The sequence below is a fragment of the Planomonospora sp. ID91781 genome (genome assembly GCF_015711595.1).
GTDB lineage: Bacteria > Actinomycetota > Actinomycetes > Streptosporangiales > Streptosporangiaceae > Planomonospora > Planomonospora parontospora.
Genome location: NZ_JABTEY010000003.1, coordinates 501,976 through 520,871 on the forward strand (window position 1 = coordinate 501,976; position 18,896 = coordinate 520,871).

Consider the following 18,896-nt stretch of genomic DNA (forward strand, 5'->3'; position numbering starts at 1 on the left):
CGTGCTGGGAGAATCCGGGACCATGCGACTGTTCGGGCGCAAGAGCGAGCCCTCCGGCGAATCCGCCGACGGCGTCGCGGGGTTCTGGTCGTGGTGGGAGGGCGCGCGACCGGAGCTGGACGCGATGGTCGCCGCCGGGGAGGCCGACCGGCTGGCCGAGCGGATCGCGCCCGCGGTGCGGTTGGTCCACCCCTCCCTGGTGTGGGAGATCGCCCCCGGCCTGGCCGCCGACCAGGCGCTGGTGGTCACCTCCGCCGGAGACCCCGAGCTGCGTCCCGTCGCGCACCGCTGGGCCGCCGCCGCGCCGCCCGCCGACGCGCGGTGGGAGTTCCACCCGTCCCGGCAGGCCAACCCGGAGGCCATGACCCTCACCCTCGACGTGGGGGGCCACGGGTTCGGGCTGGACGGGCTCGTCCTCGGTCTGCGGGCCCCGCACGGCGCCCCCCGCGTCGACGTGGTCGCCCACCACCCGATCTTCGACCTCGTCGACGAGGAGACCCGGACCGAGGCGACGCTGCTCGCCCTCGACTGGCTGCTCGGCGAGGACGAGGTGGCCCGCTGGGTCGGCGACGTCTCCGCCTCCCGGTTCCCGCCGATCGACGCCGTGCCCGCGGTCCACCTGCCCGCGGTGGTGGCCGACCTGGCCTCCGGCTTCCGGGAGGAGCAGTGGGCGCTGCTGGAGGGCGAGACCACCGGCGGCGCCCGCCTGATCGCCACCGCCCGCTACCCGCTCCGCCCGGTCGACCACCCGCTGTTCGACCAGCACATCGCGATCACCCTGCCCTACCTGCACCGCGACGCCGACGGCCTGCCCACCGGGCCCTCCCTGGACGCGTTGCGCGACTTCGAGGAGCGCCTGGCCGGGCGGATCAGCCGCTTGAACGGCTCCGCCGTGCTCGCCGTGCACACCAGCGCCGAGGGACAGCGGGTGCTGCACGTCTACGCCGACCCGGCGGGGGAGGCGGCGATCCACGCCAAGGAGCTCGTGGTGAGCTGGGAGGAGGGCCGCCCCCGGGTGGACGTCGTCACCGACCCCGGCTGGATCGCCGTCTCCCCGTTCCTGAGCTGAGCACGCCCCCGCGGAGCCGTTCCGGCGAACTCGGCGGGCCGATCGGACGACGCACCGGCGGCACGAGGCACCGGCCGGACCGGTGCCGGGCGGTCGTCGCCGTCGCGGTCGTCGCCGTCGCGGTCGTCGCCGTCGCCGTCGCCGTCGCCGTCGCCGTCGCCGTCGCCGTCGCCTGGCCGAATCCGTACCGCGTTATGCGCATTCCTGCATACCGCCGCGCGCTCGTACCGGAAATCCTGGTGGCGCACCGTCGTCCACCAGGAAGGATCGGCCATGACCGCGCCGGACACCGCCCCCTCCCCGCAGCCGGGGACCGACCGCGGGGAGCTGCTCGCCGAGCGGTTGTTCGACGGCGCCGTCGGCGCCCTGGAGCTCTTCTCGGTCTACCTCGGCACCGAGCTCGGCCTCTACCGGGCCCTCGAACGGCACGGCCCGCTGACCCCGGCCGGACTGGCCGAGCGGGCCGGGATCGCGCCGCGATACGCCCGCGAGTGGCTGGAGCAGCAGGCCGTCGCCGGCCTGCTGGAGGCCGCGGGGGAGGACTCCGCCGGGGAAGAGGCCTCCGGTGAGGAGTCCGCCGACGAGCGCCGCTACCGGCTGGACCCGGCGCACGCCCGGGTGCTGCTGCACGCCGACGATCCCGCGCACGTCGCGCCGTTCGCCCACCTCCTCACCGGGATCGGCGGCGTCCTGCCCCGGGTGGCCGAGGCCTACCGCACCGGCGGGGGCGTGCCGTACGAGGCGTACGGCCGGGCGTTCCGGCACGGCCAGGGGCACATCAACCGGCCGGCCTTCACCCACGAGCTGCCCACCGCCTGGCTGGCCGCCCTGCCCGACGTGGTCGCGCGCCTGGAGGCGGACCCGGGGACGGGCCCGCGGCCGCGCGTCGCCGACGTGGGGTGCGGGCAGGGCTGGGCGGTCCTCGCGCTCGCCCGTGCCTTCCCGCACGCCCTGGTGGAGGGCGTCGACCTGGACGAGGCCTCGATCGCCGACGCGCGCGACCACGCCGCGCGGGCCGGCCTTGGCGACCGCGTCCGCCTGACGTGCGGCGACGCGGCCTCGATGGCCGCCGCCGGTCCCTACGACCTGGTGCTCGTCCTGGAGGCGCTGCACGACTTCGCCCGGCCGGTGGAGGCGCTGCGGGCCGTCCGCGCCGCCCTCGCCCCCGGCGGCGCGGTGCTGGTCGCCGACGAGCGGGTGGCCGACCGGTTCACCGCGCCCGGCGGCAGGGTCGAGCGGATGATGTACGGCTGGAGCGTCACGCACTGCCTGCCCACCCAGCTGGTCGAGCGGCCCTCGGCGGCCACCGGCACCGTGCTGCGCGCCGAAGTCCTGCGCGGGTACGCGGCCGAGGCCGGTTTCCGGCGGTGCACCGTGCTGCCGGTCGACAACGACTTCCTCCGCCTGTACCGGCTCGACGGCTGACCCGGCCCCCGTACGGCATCGGACGCCTCTCCTGCGATCACCGCGGCGATCCGGTACGGCGCCCGCACGGTGCGATCACCGCGGCGATCCGGTCACTCGCCCCTCACCCCGGCGACGGCCTCCCGCCCAGAAGCAGGTAGGCGGCCAGGACGACCGCGCCGAGCAGCGCCTGTCCGGTGAGGAACCCGCCGAGTTCGGTGGGGCGGACCACCAGCGCCGCCCCCAGCGGCAGGGATCCGAGCGCCGCGACGTCGGCACCGGTCAGTCCCCGGACGATCGGTCCCGTGGGGAGCGCCCCCACGGGCGTGTCGAGGACCGGCATCGCGTGGTCGACGGGCGGCCTGCGGGCCGCCCGCAGCGCCCCGGCGGCCGACGCGGAGGCGGTAAGTGCTCCCAGCAGCCACCACGGACCGGCGGGAAGCGCGCCGGCCGCCGTGAGCCCGGCCAGGGCGAGGACCAGCCACGTCCCGCTCAGCAGCCCCGGCAGCAGCGCCCGGGCGGCGAGGAGCCGGCGGGATCCGGGAGCCGGGTCAGGTCAGGCCGGCGCGGCGGGCGCGCTCCACGACCGTGCCGATGACGTCGGCGACGCGGTCGACGTCGGCCCCGGTCGAGGTGTGGCCGAGGGAGAAGCGCAGGGAGCCCCGGGCCCTGATCCCGTCCGCGCCCATGGCGAGCAGCACGTGGGAGGGCTGGGCGACCCCGGCCGAGCAGGCGGAGCCGGTGGAGCACTCCACGCCCTTGGCGTCCAGCAGCATGAGCAGGGCGTCGCCCTCGCAGCCGGGGAAGGAGAAGTGCGCGTTGCCGGGCAGGCGGTTCACCGGGTCGCCGTTGAGGATCACGTCGGGGACCGCCTGCCGTACGCGGCGGATGAGGTCGTCGCGGAGCTCCGTCAGGCGGGCGGCGGTCTCGGCCCGGTGGGCGACCGCGGCCCGCACGGCCGCCGCGAACCCGGCGATCGCCGGGGCGTCGAGCGTGCCCGAGCGCACGTCGCGCTCCTGGCCGCCGCCGTGCAGCACCGGCACCGGCTCGACCCCCCGGGCCAGCAGCAGCGCGCCGACGCCCATCGGGCCGCCGATCTTGTGCCCCGAGAGCGTCAGCGCGTCCGCCCCGGAGTCCGCGAAGACCACCGGGAGCTGGCCGAGGGCCTGGACCGCGTCGGTGTGGAACGGGATGCCGTGGTCCCGGGCGATCGCGGCGAGCACCCGGACGGGCTGGACGGTGCCGACCTCGTTGTTGGCCCACATCACGCTCACCAGGGCGACGCCGTCCGGGTCGCGCTCGATGGCGTCGCGGAGCGTCTGCGGGTGGACCCGGCCGAACTCGTCGACGTCGAGCAGTTCGACGGTGGCGCCCTGGTGGTCGGCCAGCCAGTGCGCGGGGTCGAGCGCGGCGTGGTGCTCGACCGCGCTGACCAGGATGCGGGTCGCCCCGGCCGCCCGCCGCGACCAGTAGAGGCCCTTGATCGCCAGGTTGTCGGCCTCGGTGCCCCCCGCGGTGAAGACGACCTCGCTGGGCCGGGCGCCGAGGGCGTCCGCGATGGACTCGCGTGCCTCCTCCACCACCCGGCGGACGCGGCGGCCCGCCGCGTGCAGCGAGGAGGCGTTGCCCACCTGGCCGAGCCGGGCGGTCATCGCCTCGATCGCCTCGGGAAGCATCGGCGTGGTCGCCGCATGGTCGAGATAGGCGGACTCCACAGCCGCACTCCCCTCCGCAACTCTTTTTCAGCCCTCCAAGCGTATCCGCGACCGCGAGGGACGGACCCCCCGAGCTTGCCGCTGTACCGTCCGGACGGTACAGTGCTCGGCATGAGACGTGAGGAGCTGCTGGACGCGGCCGAGGGCCTGCTGTCCGACCAGGGCTCCTCCGCGCTCACCCTGGCGGCCGTCGCCGAGCGCGCCGGCTGCAGCAAGGGCGGCCTGCTCTATCACTTCGCCACCAAGGAAGCCCTGATCAAGGGCATGGTCGAGCGGCTGATCGGGGAGTTCGACGAACTCGTCGCCGCCCAGGGCCACGACACCTACACCAAGAACTATCTGGCCGCCACGTTCGCCGCCGTCCAGAGCGGCAGGCTCCGCCGCTGGGCGGTGGTCACCGGGGCCTCCGGCAACCTCTATCTCCTCACCCCGCTGCGCGAGGCGATGGCCCGCTGGCACCGCGAGGGGCTGGAGAGCGAGCCCGACCCGGTGGCCGCGCGGATCGTGCGCCTCGCCTGCGAAGGCGTGTGGGACGTGGCCAGCCACGACCCCGGGCTCTACGACGGGCGGCACTACGCCGAGCTGGAACGGCGACTGCTGGACCTGCTCGGCGGCTGACCGCGCCCCGCCACCGGCCTCGCCGGCCCGGCGGGCTCGTGTCCCCCGGCCCCGGTCTCCGGCCCGCTCCCGTCCGCGGCGGACCCCCGCGCACACGGATTGGTGGTCGCTCCCGCACGCGGCGGAAGCGACCGGCTTGTGTCTGCCCGATAGCCGTCACCTGCAAACCTCTTATGAAGGGATCGAGTCATGACCCGCGACCTGAGGAGGGCCCGTAACGGGGCAATCCTCACTTTCGTCCTCGGCGGCCTGCTGTGTGGATCGATGACCGTGCGTCTGCCCGCGCTGTCCGACAAACTCGGCCTGTCCGAGACGTCGATCGGCGTCACCCTGCTCGTGTGGGGCCTGGGCGCGCTGGTGACCATGCAGTCGATGCGCGGCGTGATGACGCGCGTCGGCAGCCGGAGCGTCCTGCGGGTCGGCGCCCCCCTCTGCGCCGCGGCCCTGGTCCTGCTGGCGTTCGCGCCGACCTTCCCGCTGCTGCTGGCCGCCGCCGGGCTGTTCGGCCTGGCGTTCGGCGCGGTGGACGTCGCGATGAACGCGCAGGGCTCGACCGTCGAGCGCGCCCACGGCCGCCCGCTGATGAACGGCATGCACGCCGGCTGGTGCGTCGGCGCGATCGCCGCCGGCGTGGTCGGCACCGCGGCCATCGCGGCGGGCCTGTCGGTCACCGCCCACCTGGTCCTCGTCGCACTGGCCGCGCTGCCCGTGCTGGTCGCCGTCAGCCGCTCCTACCTGCCCGACCCCGCCCCGGAACCGGCCGCCCGCGACGGGGCCCGGCACCGCATGCCCCCGGTGGTCTACCTGCTCGGCGCGATCGCGTTCTGCGCCTTCATGGTCGAGGGCACGATCGCCGACTGGAACGGCCTGTACCTGCGCGACACGCTGGGCGCCCCGGAGGCCGTCGCCGCCCTCGGCTACCCGGTCTTCGAGGTCGGCATGCTGCTGGCCCGTCTCGCCGGCGACCGCGTCCGGGCCAGGTTCGGCGCCCGGAACATGATCGTCCTCTCCGGGCTGGCCACCGCCGCCACCTTCGCCGTGGTCATCACGGTCCCCTCGGCGCCGGTCGCCGTCGCGGCCATGTTCCTCGTCGGCCTCGCGGTGGCGACGGTCTCCCCGGTGGCCATGTCCATGGCCGGCGAGGCGACCCGCAACCCGGGCCCCGCCATCGCCCAGACGGGCGCGATGGGCTACGCCGGCCTGCTGCTCGGCCCGGTGGCCATCGGCTTCCTGTCGGATCTGTCGTCGCTGCGGACCGCGCTCGGCGGCGCCGTCGCGCTCGGCGTCCTGATCGCCGTGGCCGCCCGGTTCCTGCCCCGGACCGGCGCGGGTACGGCCTCCGCCGCCCCGGCCCGCTCCCCCGAGCCCGAGCTCACCCTGGCCGGCTGACGGCGGGGACGCGGCCGGTCCGAGCCTCCGGCGGACCCGCTCCGGGCCGCCCGCACCGCGGCCCCGGAACCGCCGACGCGAAGCACGAGGGGCGGGGAGCCTGTGCTCCCCGCCCCTCGCCTCCGTCCGCGTGCGATCGCCTACTTGCGCTTGGCGATCTCTTCGGTCAGCTGCGGGACGACCTGGTTGAGGTCGCCCACGACGCCGAAGTCGGCGAGCTCGAAGATCGGCGCCTCGGGGTCCTTGTTGACGGCGACGATCGTCTTGGCGGTCTGCATGCCGGCCCGGTGCTGGATGGCCCCGGAGATGCCCGCCGCGATGTAGAGCTGCGGCGAGACGGTCTTGCCGGTCTGGCCGACCTGGAACTGGTGCGGGTACCAGCCGGCGTCGGTGGCGGCGCGGGAGGCGCCGACGGCCGCGCCGAGCGAGTCGGCCAGCTTCTCGATGAGCGAGAAGTTCTCGGCCGAGCCCACGCCCCGGCCACCGGAGACCACGATCGCGGCCTCGGTGAGCTCCGGGCGGGCGCCCTTCTCCTCCTTGACCCGCTCCACGACCCTGGCGGCCTTGGACGCGTCGGAGACGGCCACGCTGACCTGCTCCTCGGCGCCCGCGCCCGCGGCGGCCTCGACCGGGCTCGCGTTCGGGCGAACCGCGATGATCGGCAGGCCCTTGGTGACGCGCGCGCGGACGTTGACGCCGCCGCCGAAGATGGACTGGTCGGCGACCAGGCCCTCCTCGATGCCGACGACGTCGGTCAGCACACCGGAGTCGGTCCGTACGGCGAGCCGGCCGGCGATCTCCTTCGCCTCGGCCGTGGCGGCGACGAGCACCGCGGCCGGGGAGGCCGAGGAGACGAGCTGGGCCAGCAGGTCCACCTTCGGCGCCACCACGTAGTCGGTGATGTCCGCGGAGTCGGCGACGTAGATCTTCTCGGCGCCGTGCCCGGCCAGCGTGGCCTTGGCCTCGGCGGAGTAGCCCGGCCCGGTCCAGACGGCCGACGGGGCGCCCAGCTTGCGGGCGAGCGTCAGCAGCTCGAGCGTGACCTTCTTGATCTGGCCTTCGACGTGCTCGACGAGAACGAGAACTTCGGACATGTCAGCTATTCCCCCGTCCTCAGACGAACTTCTTCGACGCGAGGAACTCGGCGGCCTTCACGCCGCCGTCGCCCTCGTCCTTGACGATCGTGCCGGCCGCGCGCGGCGGGGCCGCGGCGAAGTCGACGACCTCGCTCCAGGAGTTGGCCAGGCCGACCTGGGAGGCGTCGATCCCGGCGTCGGCGACGCCGAGCTTCTCGACCGGCTTCTTCTTGGCCGCCATGATGCCCTTGAAGGACGGGTAGCGCGGCTCGTTGATCTTCTCGACCACGGAGACGACGGCGGGCAGCGTGGCCTCGACCTTGTCGTAGCCGTAGTCGGTGACGCGCTGGACCGCGATGGACGACCCGTCGACCTCGACCTTCTTGGCGAAGGTGAGCTGCGGCACGCCCAGGCGCTCGGCCAGCATGGCGGCGAGCACGCCGGTGCGGGCGTCGGTGGACTCCGAGCCGAGGATGACCAGGTCGAACCCGATCTTCTTCAGCGCCTGGGCCATGGCGTGGGAGGTGCCCAGCGCGTCCGAGCCGTGCAGGGCGTCGTCGACCAGGTGGACGGCCTTGTCGGCGCCCATGGCCAGAGCCTTGCGGATGGTGTCGCTGGCCTTGTCGGGACCCATGGTGAGGACGGTCACCTCACCGCCGTGGGCCTCCTTCAGCAGCAGCGCCTCCTCGACCGCGTACTCACACAGCTCGTTGATGACGCCGTCGGCGGCATCGCGGTCGAGCGTCTTGTCATCGGACCTCAGCTTGCGCTCGGTCGCCGTGTCGGGGACCTGCTTCACGCAGACGACGATGTTCATGGCCGGTGGCCGACCTCCCGTGTTCGCGTGCGCCGCCGCGTCGCCGCGGCTGACGCCGGATGCTCGGTACGCGCACGCGGGGCACGTGCACGCGGATGCCAAGACTGCCAGGTGCCCGAGGGCGTCGTGACAGCGGGTGGCCCGGCCGGGACGTGCCCGATCCTGGTCCCCCGCCCTCATGTTACCCATCGGTAGCTTAGGCGCAAACCGCCGCCCCGTACGGCTTTCGCCGCCCGGTGGGCTCCTACCCGGCGAGTCACCCCCTCCACCATACCGAACTATGTTCCGGAAGCGGCGGGCGGGCGGGGATCAGCTGCTCAGCAGGATGACGACCAGCACGAGGACCACGGTGCCCAGCGCCAGGCCCAGGCTGAGCGGGCTGAAGAACGCCGCCAGGACGGCCCAGAGCAGGACGACCCCGGCGGCGCAGGACAGGTCGAGGACCGCCCGGCCGCGGTTCCGCCGGGCGAACAGGGCCACTCCCCCGTCGACGAGCATCACCGAGCCGTAGACCGTCAGCAGCAGCAGCGAGACCTCGGGCAGCGGGCTCTTGGCAGTGGCCGCCGCCAGCGCCGTGAACAGACCGGTCCCGACGGCCCAGCGCCGGTGGAGCACGGCCCGGCGGCGCTCCCGGGCCTCCGGCGGGAAGGCCGCGGACCGGACGCGGCGGCCCGGGCGCCACTCCCGCGTGCTGAGGCCCTGTACCCCGGTGGCGGGGGCCCCGCGGACCGCCGCCTCCGGCGCGCCGTCGGCGGGCGCCGACGGGCGGGCACCGGACTCCGGCACCGCCGACGGGCGCGCACCGGCCTCCCGGTGTGCCGACGGGCGGGCGCCGGACTCCGAGGCCACCAGCGGCCGGGGACCGGGTTCCGCGGCCACCGGTGGGCGGGCACCGGGCTCCGGGGCCGCCAGGCGGAGCGGCAGCAGGCTCGCGGGCGGCCGGTCGGCCGGGTCGCGGGCCAGGCACTCCCGCAGCAGCGGCTCCAGCCAGGACGGCACGTCGCCGAGGTCGGGATCGTGGTGCACGACCCGGTAGCCGACCGCCGAGGCCGGACCGGTGCCGTACGGGTGGCGGCCGGTCGCCGCGTAGGCCAGCGTGGCCGCGAACGAGAAGACGTCGGCCTCCGGCCCCGCCCCGCCGCCCTCGAGGACCTCCGGCGCGAGGTAGCCCGGCGTGCCGAGGACCGCCCCGGAGGCGGTGACCGCGGCGGAGTCGAGCAGGCACGCGATGCCGAAGTCGATCACGACCGGCTCGCCGCCCTCGCAGATGACGTTGGCCGGCTTCAGGTCGCGGTGGACCACCCCCGAGGCGTGGATCGCGGCCAGCGCCTCGGCCAGGCCGCGCGCCAGCCGTACGAGATCGTCCCCGGCGACCGGGCCGGCGGCGGCGACCACCGCGTCGAGCGGGCGGCCCTGCACGTAGCGGGTGGCCAGGTAGGGGCGGTCGCCGTCCAGCGAGGCGCCGAGGAGCTCGGCGACGTGCGGGCTGCGCACCCGGCGCATGGCCTCCACCTCGCGGGCCAGCCGGGCCAGGGCCGTGCCGTCGGCCGCCACGTGCGGGTGCAGGACCTTGACCGCCGCCGTGCGCCCTCCGGGGTCCAGCGCGAGGTGGACCTCCCCGAAGCCTCCCGCCCCCAGCGGCGAGAGCAGTCGGTACGGCCCGCAGTGCCCGTCGTCCGGCGCTCCCATGCGACTCCCTCCGGCGGCTCCCCTTCATCGTCCCCCAGCGATCGCGGGATCGCACGGGGCGCGGGCAAGAAACCCCCCATCTCCGGACACCGAACCCGGGCCGAACGACACCCGCCCGCCGTGCCCGGCACAAGGGACGGTCATCGGACTCCGCGGGGCGCGGAGACCTCCGCCGCCGGACGGGGCGGAGGAGGTCACTTCCAGAAGGACAGGAACCCGAGGCCCACGCTCTTGAGCAGGTCGTCCACCAGGCCCCCGATGAGGTCCATCACGCCCATCGCGCTCTCGTTCGCCTGGGCCTTCCAGCTCTCGGTCAGCTCGCGGACCGCGACGGACGGCGGTCGCCACGGGTCGAAGGACGGGTTCATCCCCAGCGCCGCCATCACCGTGAAGAAGGCCAGCGTGCCCAGGATGATCGTGGTCACCATGGCGGCGCCCGGGCTGCGGATCACCCCGGTCAGCGCGCGGGAGACGGCCTTGCGGGGCTTGCCCCCGCCGGGCAGCACGAACAGCCCCGCCACGAAGGCGCCCGCCGCGTAGGCGGCGGCCTGGTCGGTGCCCATCTTGCCGATGTAGACCAGCGCCCCCCAGACGCACATGCCGAACATCGCGGCCAGCGGGCCGGTGAGCAGCGTCGCCGTCGCGGCCTTGAGCAGCGCCCAGGGCGTGCCGACCAGCACGAGCAGCGGGTCGGAGGCGCTGCTGCCCCGCACCGAGCGCCGCTCGGCCAGGTCGCCGAAGAGGTTCTCGCCCACCCGGAGGCAGAGCACCGCCACCAGCGCGATCGCGCTCACCGCGACGGGCAGCACGCAGGCCAGCCCGACCGCGATCACCAGCAGCAGCAGCGCGGCCAGCGGGTGGCCGGTGCGGTACGGAGGACGCGCCTGCCGCTCCGGGGCGGGCGGGGTGTGGCGCGGGGCGGGCGGGGCGTAACCCCGGGGCTGGGTGACCGGAGGAGGGTACGGCTGCGCCGGGCCCGTCGGCTGCGGCGCCGGGTAGCCGGCGACCCGCTGGTCGGGATAGGGCGGCGGGGCGGCCCGCCGCGCGGCGGGCGGGGCCGGGACGTACGGCGGCGGCGGGGCGGCCGGGACGTAGGGAGGCGGCGCGGCGGCGGCGGAGCGGCCCCGGTCGTCGCGGGGGTCACGGGGGTCACGGGGGTCACGGACCTTGCGGTCGCGCCGGTCGGGCTTGGCGTACTCCACCGGGGGGAGCAGGTCGGAGAACGTCTCGTCCTGCGCCAGGGCCCGGGCGCCGTTCGCGGGTGCGGACGGGACCGGATCGATGATCTTCGTGCCGTCCGGCGGGACCGGGTCGAGCACCCTGGTGCCGTCGGACGGCATCCGGCCGATCACCTCGGTCCCGTCCGGCGGGACCGGATCGATGATCCTCGTGCCGTCCGGCGGCGGGGCCTCTCCGGGCAGCACCCGGGTGCCGCCGCCGAGCACGGCGGTGCGGGGCGGCGGTTCCGCATGGGACCCGGTGTGGGGCTCGGAGCGGAACGCCGTCACCGCGGGGTCGAGGGAGCGCGCCGCCCGGTAGAGCTCCTGCGCGCCCGGCCGGGCCGCGGCGTCGACGTCCAGCGCCCGCCGGAGCCAGCCGCGCAGCCAGGCGGGGGCCAGGTCGAGGTTGGCCCGGCCCTCCATGATGTTGAAGCAGACGACCTCGAAGCTGCCCGTGCCGAACGGCGGCTTGCCGGTCGCGGCGAAGAAGACCGTGGAGGCCAGCGCGTGCACGTCGGCCGCCTGGGTGATCTCGGAGTCCCGGATGATCTCCGGGGCGAGGTAGCCGGGCGTGCCGACGAACATGCCCGTCTGGGTCAGCCGGGTCGCGTTGACCAGGTGCGCGATGCCGAAGTCGATGACCAGCGGGTCGCCGTCGACGAGCATCACGTTGGCCGGCTTGAGATCGCGGTGGACCACGTCGGCGGCGTGGATGGCCACCAGCGCGGCGCACAGGCCCCGCGCCAGCCGGATCACCTGCTCGTCGGGGAGCGGGCCGTCCGCCAGGACGGTCTCCTCCAGCGTCCGGCCGGGGGCGAAACGGGTCACGATGTACGGCTGCGCGCCGGTCAGCCGGGCGTCCAGCACCTCCGCGACGTGCGGGCTGCGCACCCGCCGCATGGTCTCCACCTCGCGGGTGAGCCGGTCGCGCGCCTTGAGGTCGGCGGCCACGTGCGGGTGCAGGACCTTGACGGCCACCTCGCGCCCGTCCTCGTCGAGCCCCAGGTGGACGGCCCCCATGCCGCCCTCGCCGATCTTCCTCAGCAGCCGGTACGGCCCCAGCCGCTCGGGCGCCTGCGTGTCCCCCGTCATCGCGCCTTCCTCCGTAACCCGTCCAGTTCCTTCACCACCGTCCCGACGTCCGCGGGCCGCCACTCCGCCTTCCTCGCACCGGTCCCCACGGTGTCGCCCGCGAGGTAGACCGTCAGCGCGGCCACCACGCCCAGCGCGGCGGCCACGGCCACGGCACCGTTCCGCGACGGCACCAGTGATGCCAGCGTACGTCGCGTCTGGCGTCCGGGGCCCTCGACTCCGGGACCTGCGCAGACCGTCGCCAGGGCGATCGCCGCCCCCCAGCCGAGCGCGTTGACCGCGGGCATCCGCGGGACCAGCACGGCGAGCAGCAGCGTCACCGGCAGGCCGAGGATGAGCCCGTACGGCACGAGCGCGGCCGTGACGCCGGCCGACTTCAGCAGCGCGCCCGGCATGGCGAGCACCCGGAGCACGTCGGCCGCCGCCTCGCCGGCCGGGCGGCGCGCGTTGAGCCTCGGCTGGGCGATGTCGGCGGCGCGCAGCAGGATGACGACCGGGATCACCGCGAGCCAGACGAGGACCGGGAACACGACCGCCGCGACCGCCACGACCACCAGCAGCAGCGCGCTCGCCACGCCGTGGACCCCGGAGGGCTGCACCGCGTGAGCCCGTCCCTGCCGCTCCGGCTGTCCTTGCCGCCCGTGATGTCCCTGGTGCCCCGGGCCCTGGACCTGCCGCCCGTCCGGGTGGAACGGACCGGGGGCGGCCTGGCCGTGCCGGTCCGCCGGGGGGTAGGGGTACTGCGGCGTCGCGGCCGGGCGGACGTGCGGCGTCCGCTCGAACGAGGCGTGCGGCGGGTACGGCTGCTGTGGCTGCTGCTGCGGCTGCCGGTAGGGGTGCGAGGGCGGCTGCTGCGGCTGCCGGTGCGACTGCGGGGACGGGCCGGGGCCGCGCATGTGCTCCGGCAGGTCCTGGGGGCGGACCCGCTGGGTCGGGATGTCCCCGTCGGGCACCGGGGCCGTGGGACCGAGCAGGCCGGCCGCGCCGGACCCGTGCGGTCCCGCCGGCCGTCCCGGACCGCCGTGGTCCGGGCCGCTCCGCCCGGCCCGCCCTGCCTCGCCTCGCCCTGCCCCGCCCTGACCCGCCTGACCGGTCCGGTCGCGGCCGGGGGCCCTGGTGGTGGGGACGTCCTCCTGGCCGAGCAACCCGGTGGGCAGGTCGTGCGAGGGCCGTGCGGACGGGGAGGGGGCCCCCGCCTGGCGCAGCTCCTCGGACGTAACCCTGCGGGTCGGCCACGGGTCGGGCTGGTCGGAGTCGAGCAGCGAGGAGTATTCGCCCGGCCGGGCCGCCGGGGGCCACGGCGTGGACGGCGCGGGACCCGCCGGCCGCGAGGACACCGGCGTCGGCACGTCCCCCGGGTCGGCGGGCAGGAGCGATCCCGTGGCGAAATCCGCGGCCCCGGCGCCCGCCCCGGCACCGGCCGGCGCACCGTGGCCGCCCGCGCCCCGCCCGCCCGTGCCTCCGCGGCCGCCCGGACCCGCGTGGCCGCCGGTGCCTCCGCGGCCGCCCGGGACCGGGTCGTCGAAGCTCGGGACGGTGGTGATCTCGTCGGGGACGCGGGGGCGGCCCCCGCCCGTCCTGGCCATCAGGCGCGCCGTCTCGGCGGCCAGCTCCGCGGCCGGGGGCCGCTTGGACGGGTCGCGCTGGAGCGCGGCGCGCAGCACCGGCTGGAGCTCCGGCGGGGCGCCGTCCACGTTCGCCCGGCCCGCGGTGATGTTGTAGAAGATCATCTCCAGCGTGCCCTTGCCGAAGGGCGGCTGGCCGGTGGCGGCGAAGACGAGCGTGCCCGCCCAGGCGTGCACGTCCACCTCCGGTCCGGCCTCGTGCCCCTCGATGATCTCGGGGGCCAGGTAGCCGGGCGTGCCGATGAACATGCCCGTCTGGGTGAGCCGGGTGGCGTCCACCGCCTGGGCGATGCCGAAGTCGATGAGGACGGGCCTGCCGTCCAGGATGAGCACGTTGCCGGGCTTGAGGTCGCGGTGGATCACCCCGACGGAGTGCACGGAGGCCAGCGCCGAGGCGACCCCGTGGGCGACCTGGAGCAGCGCGGGGAGATCGAGGGGGCCCTCCTGCTTGACGACCTCGTCCAGCGGGTCGCCGGCGACGTATCTGGTGACGATGTAGGGGCGGTGGCCGGTCACGTCGGCGTCGAGCACCTCCGCGATGTACTCGCTGCGCACCCGCCGCATGGTCTCGACCTCGCGCGAGAGGCGGCGGCGCGCGACGTCGTCGCCCGCCACCTCCGAGCGCAGGACCTTCACCGCGACCTGTCGCCCCTGCGGGTCGACGGCGAGGTGCACCACGCCCATGCCGCCCTCACCGAGCCGCCGCAGCAGTCGGTACGGGCCCAGTCGATCGTCCTGATTCATGGCATGAAGCACCATACCGGCTTAAACCCCGCCTACGAGATGAACCATCAGGCCACATTCCCCGTTCGAACAACGTCTGGCACGCCTCAACGGTTTCCCAAGCGGAGGTAACGCGCAATCTCATTTCGGCGTCAGTTTGCCAGGTGCCGGCCGCTCCCGGCGCCCGGGCGCCGCGATCCGGCCGGACCGGCCGCCGTCGCCGGGCCCGTCCGGCGGCCCCGGCGACCGGGACCGCCGCCTCTCAGGAGACCGCCAGGACCCGCTGGTGCAGGGCGGTCACGGCCTTGCGCGCCGACTCCATGGCACCGGCCTGCCAGGCGACCAGGTGGGTGAGCCAGTCCCCGGCGAAGTGGACCCGGCCGGCGGGCTGCTGCAGGACGGTGAAGGCCCCGCCGTAGGAGGGCCACACGGCCCACCCGCCCTCGACGTGCGGGCGGCGGTGCCAGGCGACGGAGACGCTGGAGCGCAGCTCGGCGCGGTACTTCTCGCCGTGGATCTTCTTGCCCTGGGTGAGCGCGCGGGCCCGGCGCTCATGGTGCGGCAGGCTGCCGTACAGCTCGGCCTCCGCCCCGGTGTTGTAGTAGCCGACGAGCAGGCCGGTCCTGCCGTGGTAGCCGTGCGAGGGGTACCAGATGTGGGTGATGTCCAGGTCGGTCTCGGTGATGCCGCCGTAGATGCGGTCCTCGGTCTCCCACCAGCGCCTGCCGTACTCCAGCCCCAGCTTGCCCGCGGCGACCGGCGTGGGGGTCCGCAGCGCGGCGGTGACCCGGGCGCCCAGGTTGTGCGGGACGCGCGCGAGCAGGTGGGGCGGGAGGGTGGCCACGCAGTAGTCGGCGCGGACCGCCCCGCCGGAGCCGCCGGGGCCGCCGGAGTACGTCACCTCGACGCCGTCCGGCAGGTTCCGTACGCCGGTGACCGGGGCGCCGGTCAGGATCCGCTCCTCGCCGACCTCGCGCACCAGGGCCCGTACGATCGCGTCCATCCCGCCGACCGGCTGGAACATCGGCATGGCCTGCTCGAAGCCGAAGTCCGCGGTCAGGGCCCGCCCGGTCCCCGCGGCGAGCACCTCGCCCAGCGGGGGCGGCCCGGCCAGCGGCTCGCCGCTCCCGTACCCCGGGTAGACGGTGAAACCCCGGCGCGGGGAGCCCCGGTAGGACAGGTCCGGGCCGAGGTCGCCGAAGCGGCGCAGGAACTCCGTCAGCCGCTCGCGGTCCTCCCCCGTCAGCCGCCGGTCCAGCGCGCCCGCGTCGGCGGCCTTGGCCAGCAGCTCGGCGATGTAGCCGTACATGTCCGCGCGGGCCGTGCGGACCCGGACCGGGGCGTCCATCGCGTGGGTGCGCACGTACGCCGAGGCGTTGCCGTTGACGAAGACCTCCAGGGGCACGCCCAGTTCGCGGCAGTAGTCCATGGTGACCATCCACTGCGCGATCCGGCCGGGACCGGCGTTGAAGTAGACGTCCGGCCCGAACTCCGCCGTCTGCGTCTCCCCGCCGAGCTCCGTCAGCCGGTCTCCGCCCCGGACCGTGAGGTTCCTGCCGCCCACCCGGTCCGCGGCCTCCAGGACGGTGCAGTCGTAGCCGGCCTTGCCGAGCTCGTAGGCGCAGGTCAGACCGGCGATCCCGGCTCCGAGGACCACGACCTTCGCCGCGCCCCGGCCGGTGAGGGAGAAGTCGGAGCGCTGCGGCGGGGTGAACGCCCGGTCCTGGGAGTCGGGGGCCAGCCCGAGCGCGCCCATCGCGGCGAACATCGCCCCCGCGCCCCCCGCCGCCCCGACGCCGGCGAGCAGCGCCCGCCGCGTCAGGGTGCCCGGCGCGCCCGCTGCGCCCGGCGCGCCCGGCGCGCTCGGCGTGCCCGGCGCGCTCGGCGTGCCCGCGCCGGACCGGCCGGCCGGTCCGGGAGCCTCCGCCCCGGGCGCCGCTCCGGCCCGCCCGCTCCCCGCGGGTCCGTCCGGCTCAGCCATAGATCCCGCTGCCGCAGGCGACCTGGCCGCCGATCATGGCGAAGACGCCGAACAGGGACATGATCTGCCCGAAGTCGTCGGTGGTGAACTCGGTCTCGCGGGGGCCCGTCGCCCGCACTCCGGGGATGACCGCGCAGCCGGCCGCGATCGCGGTGGAGTTCCACTCCACGCCCAGCGTGTAGGGCGGCTCGACGACGTACGGGCGGAAGTCGCCCAGGCGGCCGAGCGCGCGGGCGGCGGCCTCCCGGATGCGGGCCTGCGCGACGACCGGCGGCAGGAGCTCGGCGGAGAACCGGTCGACGCCCTTCTTCACCTCGGCCGTCTCGACGTCGCCGAGCAGCTCGCGGGCCTCCTCGCAGACGGCCTCGTCCCCGGTCACCAGGGCCACCGGCACGCCGAGCGAGCCGGCGAAGGCCGCGACCAGGCGCGTCTCCCCGCAGATCTCCCCGTTGAGGCGGACGTTCTGGATCTCCTTGCCCATCCAGGTGTGGTTGAGCACGCCGTGCCGCACCCCGGCGCGCGCGTGGTAGCCCGCGAAGCAGGCCGCCGCGTAGGTCCCGTCGAGCCCCTGGCCCATCCGCAGCGGCTTGCCCGGTCCCCGCACGAGCGTGGCCCGCGGGTCGAGCAGGTCGATCCTGAGGTTCTTGGTCGACCCGTGGGCGTCGTTGACGCGTACGGCCCGCGCCCCCGCGTCGAAGGCCCCCTGCACCACCGCGTTGGCGTCGCCGGTCATCAGCTCGCAGCCGCGCTCGTAGCCGCGTCCGCCCGCCCGCATCTCCTCCGGGTCGGTCAGCCCGGTGACGCCCTCCATGTCCACCGACACGTACACCTTCACGACGGCCCCCTCACAGTCCCCCACGTCTCGACCCGGCGCGCCTCATCCTCGCTCATGAAGCCGACCTCGGCGGCCATGAAGGCGCGGACCCGCTCGCGCCACGGCGCGGGGACCTCCTCGACCGCGGGCGGGTAGCAGCGGTCCAGCCAGGCGGTCGACTCCTCGGTGGCGCCCAGGAACGCCGCGGCCTTCGCGAAGGCCGTGTCCTCGATGCCGGGCACCCGGGCGCAGCCGTACTCGATCATCTCCTGCCCGCCGTACGGCGGGGGCCGCTGCCACTTGCGGGCGACCCCGCGGTCCGCGGTGATCGGGGTGCGCAGCGGGCGGCGCTCGATCGAGGCCTGGATGAGCTCCTTGTACAGGCACTTGCCGCACGTCCCGCAGAGTCCGCCGGTCCCGCGCAGGCACCAGCGGACGTGCTCGCGCAGGGGTGAGCCCAGTGCGAGCCGCATGGTTACCGCCTCGCTGACCCCCCCGACCGGGAGCACGATGCGCACCCCCGCTGCGGCGAACGCCCGCCCCCAGGCGCCGTGCGGGGCCCACATCGGGTTGTCGGGGGTGTACCTGTGCAGGTAGCGGCCGCCGCCCAGCCAGCGCGAGCCCAGCTCGTAGCCGAAGGCGATCCCGCCCAGGTCGAGCTCGTCGGCCAGCAGCAGCGCCCCTGCGGCCACCGCGTGGTGCTCGGGGTAGCCGGGGCGGGGTTCGGCCAGGACGAACTCGAGGTCGGAGCGGACGGTCACCGACTCGCGGCCGGTCCTGCCGACCAGCCGGGCCAGGGCGTCCGACCGGTAGTGGGCCCAGCGGTTGGGCACCCGGGGGTGCGGGACCCGCTGGAAGTGCACTAACGGGACGTCGGGCAGCATCGCGGCGACGGCCGCCGAGTCCGCCCCGCCGCTGTAGGAGATCGCCAGCCCGCGCCCGGACCGGGGCGATCCGCCCACCGGCCCCGCCTCGATCCCCCAGCCCTCCTCGATCGCCGCGGCGAACTCCGGCGAGACCGGCCGGTCGAAGACGACCCGCCGCCGCGTCCACGGCGCGACGACCGTCCACGCGGTCAGCGCGAGCAGATCGGGGTGGGTCTCCCCCGGCTCGTACGGCAGCTCGACCCGGCAGGAGTTCGTGGCCATCTTCAGGGGCTGGCCGTCGGTGCACGGGCCGGTGATGCCGTCCTCGGCGTCCAGCCGGAAGGCGAGGTGCCGGAGCCCGTCCCCGGCCGTCCAGGCGACCCTCACGCCGTCCTGCCGACCGGTGCGCTCCCCTCCCCGGCCGCCCGGCCCTCGGAGACGCGGTCCACCGCCTGCCAGAGCAGGACCTCGTTCTGGAGCACCCGCTCCAGCGCGGCCGCCGTCTCCTGCGCCAGCCGGTGGGCGTCGTCCCACCGGGCGGCCCGCTCCGCGTCGATGCCCGTCCCGGCCGACCGGGCCCGGAGCCGGCCGACCTCCCTGCGCAGCCCGTCGGCCTCCGCACGCAGCGCGGTGACCTCGCGACCCAGCGTCTGAACCTCCCACAGGGCGTCCCTGATGTCCCGCCGGTGATCGGCCCGCGAGATGTAGCGGGAGTCGAACCAGTTGCGGACCACCCGCCGCAGGCGTGCGGGAATCGGGATCCATGCCATCAACCGCACCATAACTTTGCACGATATC

Annotated in this window: 15 protein-coding genes; 4 read left to right on the forward strand and 11 right to left on the reverse strand. The window is 75.6% G+C overall.

Features of this window, described 5'->3' with window-relative positions:
* Positions 1-22: 22 nt before the first annotated feature.
* Both HS048_RS32580 and HS048_RS32585 read left to right on the forward strand, forming a co-directional pair.
* Complete coding sequence (locus HS048_RS32580) at positions 23-1,069, forward strand: DUF695 domain-containing protein (protein WP_196469797.1); 1,047 nt, start codon at positions 23-25, stop codon at positions 1,067-1,069.
* 273 nt (positions 1,070-1,342) lie between these two features.
* Positions 1,343-2,494, forward strand: coding sequence for a trans-aconitate 2-methyltransferase (locus tag HS048_RS32585; RefSeq protein WP_196469798.1), 1,152 nt, complete (start codon positions 1,343-1,345; stop codon positions 2,492-2,494).
* A 103-nt stretch (positions 2,495-2,597) separates the two neighbouring features.
* Here HS048_RS32585 and HS048_RS32590 read toward each other — a convergent pair whose 3' ends face one another.
* Positions 2,598-2,816, reverse strand: coding sequence for a hypothetical protein (locus HS048_RS32590; RefSeq protein WP_196469799.1), 219 nt, complete (start codon positions 2,814-2,816; stop codon positions 2,598-2,600).
* 208 nt (positions 2,817-3,024) lie between these two features.
* The gene (locus tag HS048_RS32595; protein WP_084008395.1) at positions 3,025-4,188 is read right to left on the reverse strand and encodes a cysteine desulfurase family protein; all 1,164 of its coding nucleotides are present in this window, start codon (positions 4,186-4,188) and stop codon (positions 3,025-3,027) included.
* 111 nt (positions 4,189-4,299) lie between these two features.
* On the opposite strand from HS048_RS32595, the gene HS048_RS32600 reads away from it, so the two are divergent.
* Both HS048_RS32600 and HS048_RS32605 read left to right on the forward strand, forming a co-directional pair.
* The gene (locus HS048_RS32600; RefSeq protein WP_196469800.1) at positions 4,300-4,806 is read left to right on the forward strand and encodes a TetR/AcrR family transcriptional regulator; all 507 of its coding nucleotides are present in this window, start codon (positions 4,300-4,302) and stop codon (positions 4,804-4,806) included.
* A 189-nt stretch (positions 4,807-4,995) separates the two neighbouring features.
* Complete coding sequence (locus tag HS048_RS32605) at positions 4,996-6,195, forward strand: MFS transporter (protein WP_196469801.1); 1,200 nt, start codon at positions 4,996-4,998, stop codon at positions 6,193-6,195.
* A gap of 140 nt (positions 6,196-6,335) precedes the next feature.
* Here HS048_RS32605 and HS048_RS32610 read toward each other — a convergent pair whose 3' ends face one another.
* The 9 genes from HS048_RS32610 to HS048_RS32650 form a co-directional block, all read right to left on the reverse strand.
* The gene (locus tag HS048_RS32610) at positions 6,336-7,289 is read right to left on the reverse strand and encodes an electron transfer flavoprotein subunit alpha/FixB family protein (RefSeq protein ID WP_068897664.1); all 954 of its coding nucleotides are present in this window, start codon (positions 7,287-7,289) and stop codon (positions 6,336-6,338) included.
* Positions 7,290-7,308: 19 nt separating this feature from the next.
* The gene (locus HS048_RS32615) at positions 7,309-8,088 is read right to left on the reverse strand and encodes an electron transfer flavoprotein subunit beta/FixA family protein (protein WP_191893487.1); all 780 of its coding nucleotides are present in this window, start codon (positions 8,086-8,088) and stop codon (positions 7,309-7,311) included.
* 309 nt (positions 8,089-8,397) lie between these two features.
* On the reverse strand, positions 8,398-9,777 hold the full coding sequence (locus HS048_RS32620; protein ID WP_196469802.1) for a serine/threonine-protein kinase: 1,380 nt from the start codon (positions 9,775-9,777) through the stop codon (positions 8,398-8,400).
* A gap of 194 nt (positions 9,778-9,971) precedes the next feature.
* Positions 9,972-12,089 carry a serine/threonine-protein kinase gene (locus tag HS048_RS32625; protein WP_196469803.1) on the reverse strand — a complete coding sequence of 706 codons (2,118 nt, stop codon included), beginning with the start codon at positions 12,087-12,089 and terminating at the stop codon, positions 9,972-9,974.
* On the reverse strand, positions 12,086-14,458 hold the full coding sequence (locus HS048_RS38615) for a serine/threonine-protein kinase (protein ID WP_304609724.1): 2,373 nt from the start codon (positions 14,456-14,458) through the stop codon (positions 12,086-12,088). The genes HS048_RS32625 and HS048_RS38615 overlap by 4 nt, the downstream gene beginning before the upstream one ends.
* A 241-nt stretch (positions 14,459-14,699) precedes the next feature.
* Positions 14,700-16,418 carry a flavin monoamine oxidase family protein gene (locus HS048_RS32635; protein WP_230882415.1) on the reverse strand — a complete coding sequence of 573 codons (1,719 nt, stop codon included), beginning with the start codon at positions 16,416-16,418 and terminating at the stop codon, positions 14,700-14,702.
* The gene (locus HS048_RS32640) at positions 16,411-17,253 is read right to left on the reverse strand and encodes a M55 family metallopeptidase (RefSeq protein ID WP_068897815.1); all 843 of its coding nucleotides are present in this window, start codon (positions 17,251-17,253) and stop codon (positions 16,411-16,413) included. The genes HS048_RS32635 and HS048_RS32640 overlap by 8 nt, the downstream gene beginning before the upstream one ends.
* Entirely contained in the window at positions 17,250-18,485 is a 1,236-nt protein-coding gene (locus HS048_RS32645) for a DUF6395 domain-containing protein (protein WP_196469804.1), read from the reverse strand. The genes HS048_RS32640 and HS048_RS32645 overlap by 4 nt, the downstream gene beginning before the upstream one ends.
* Positions 18,482-18,868 (reverse strand): hypothetical protein, encoded by a 387-nt coding sequence (locus tag HS048_RS32650; protein WP_230882416.1) that lies wholly within the window; start codon positions 18,866-18,868, stop codon positions 18,482-18,484. The genes HS048_RS32645 and HS048_RS32650 overlap by 4 nt, the downstream gene beginning before the upstream one ends.
* Positions 18,869-18,896 lie beyond the last annotated feature (28 nt).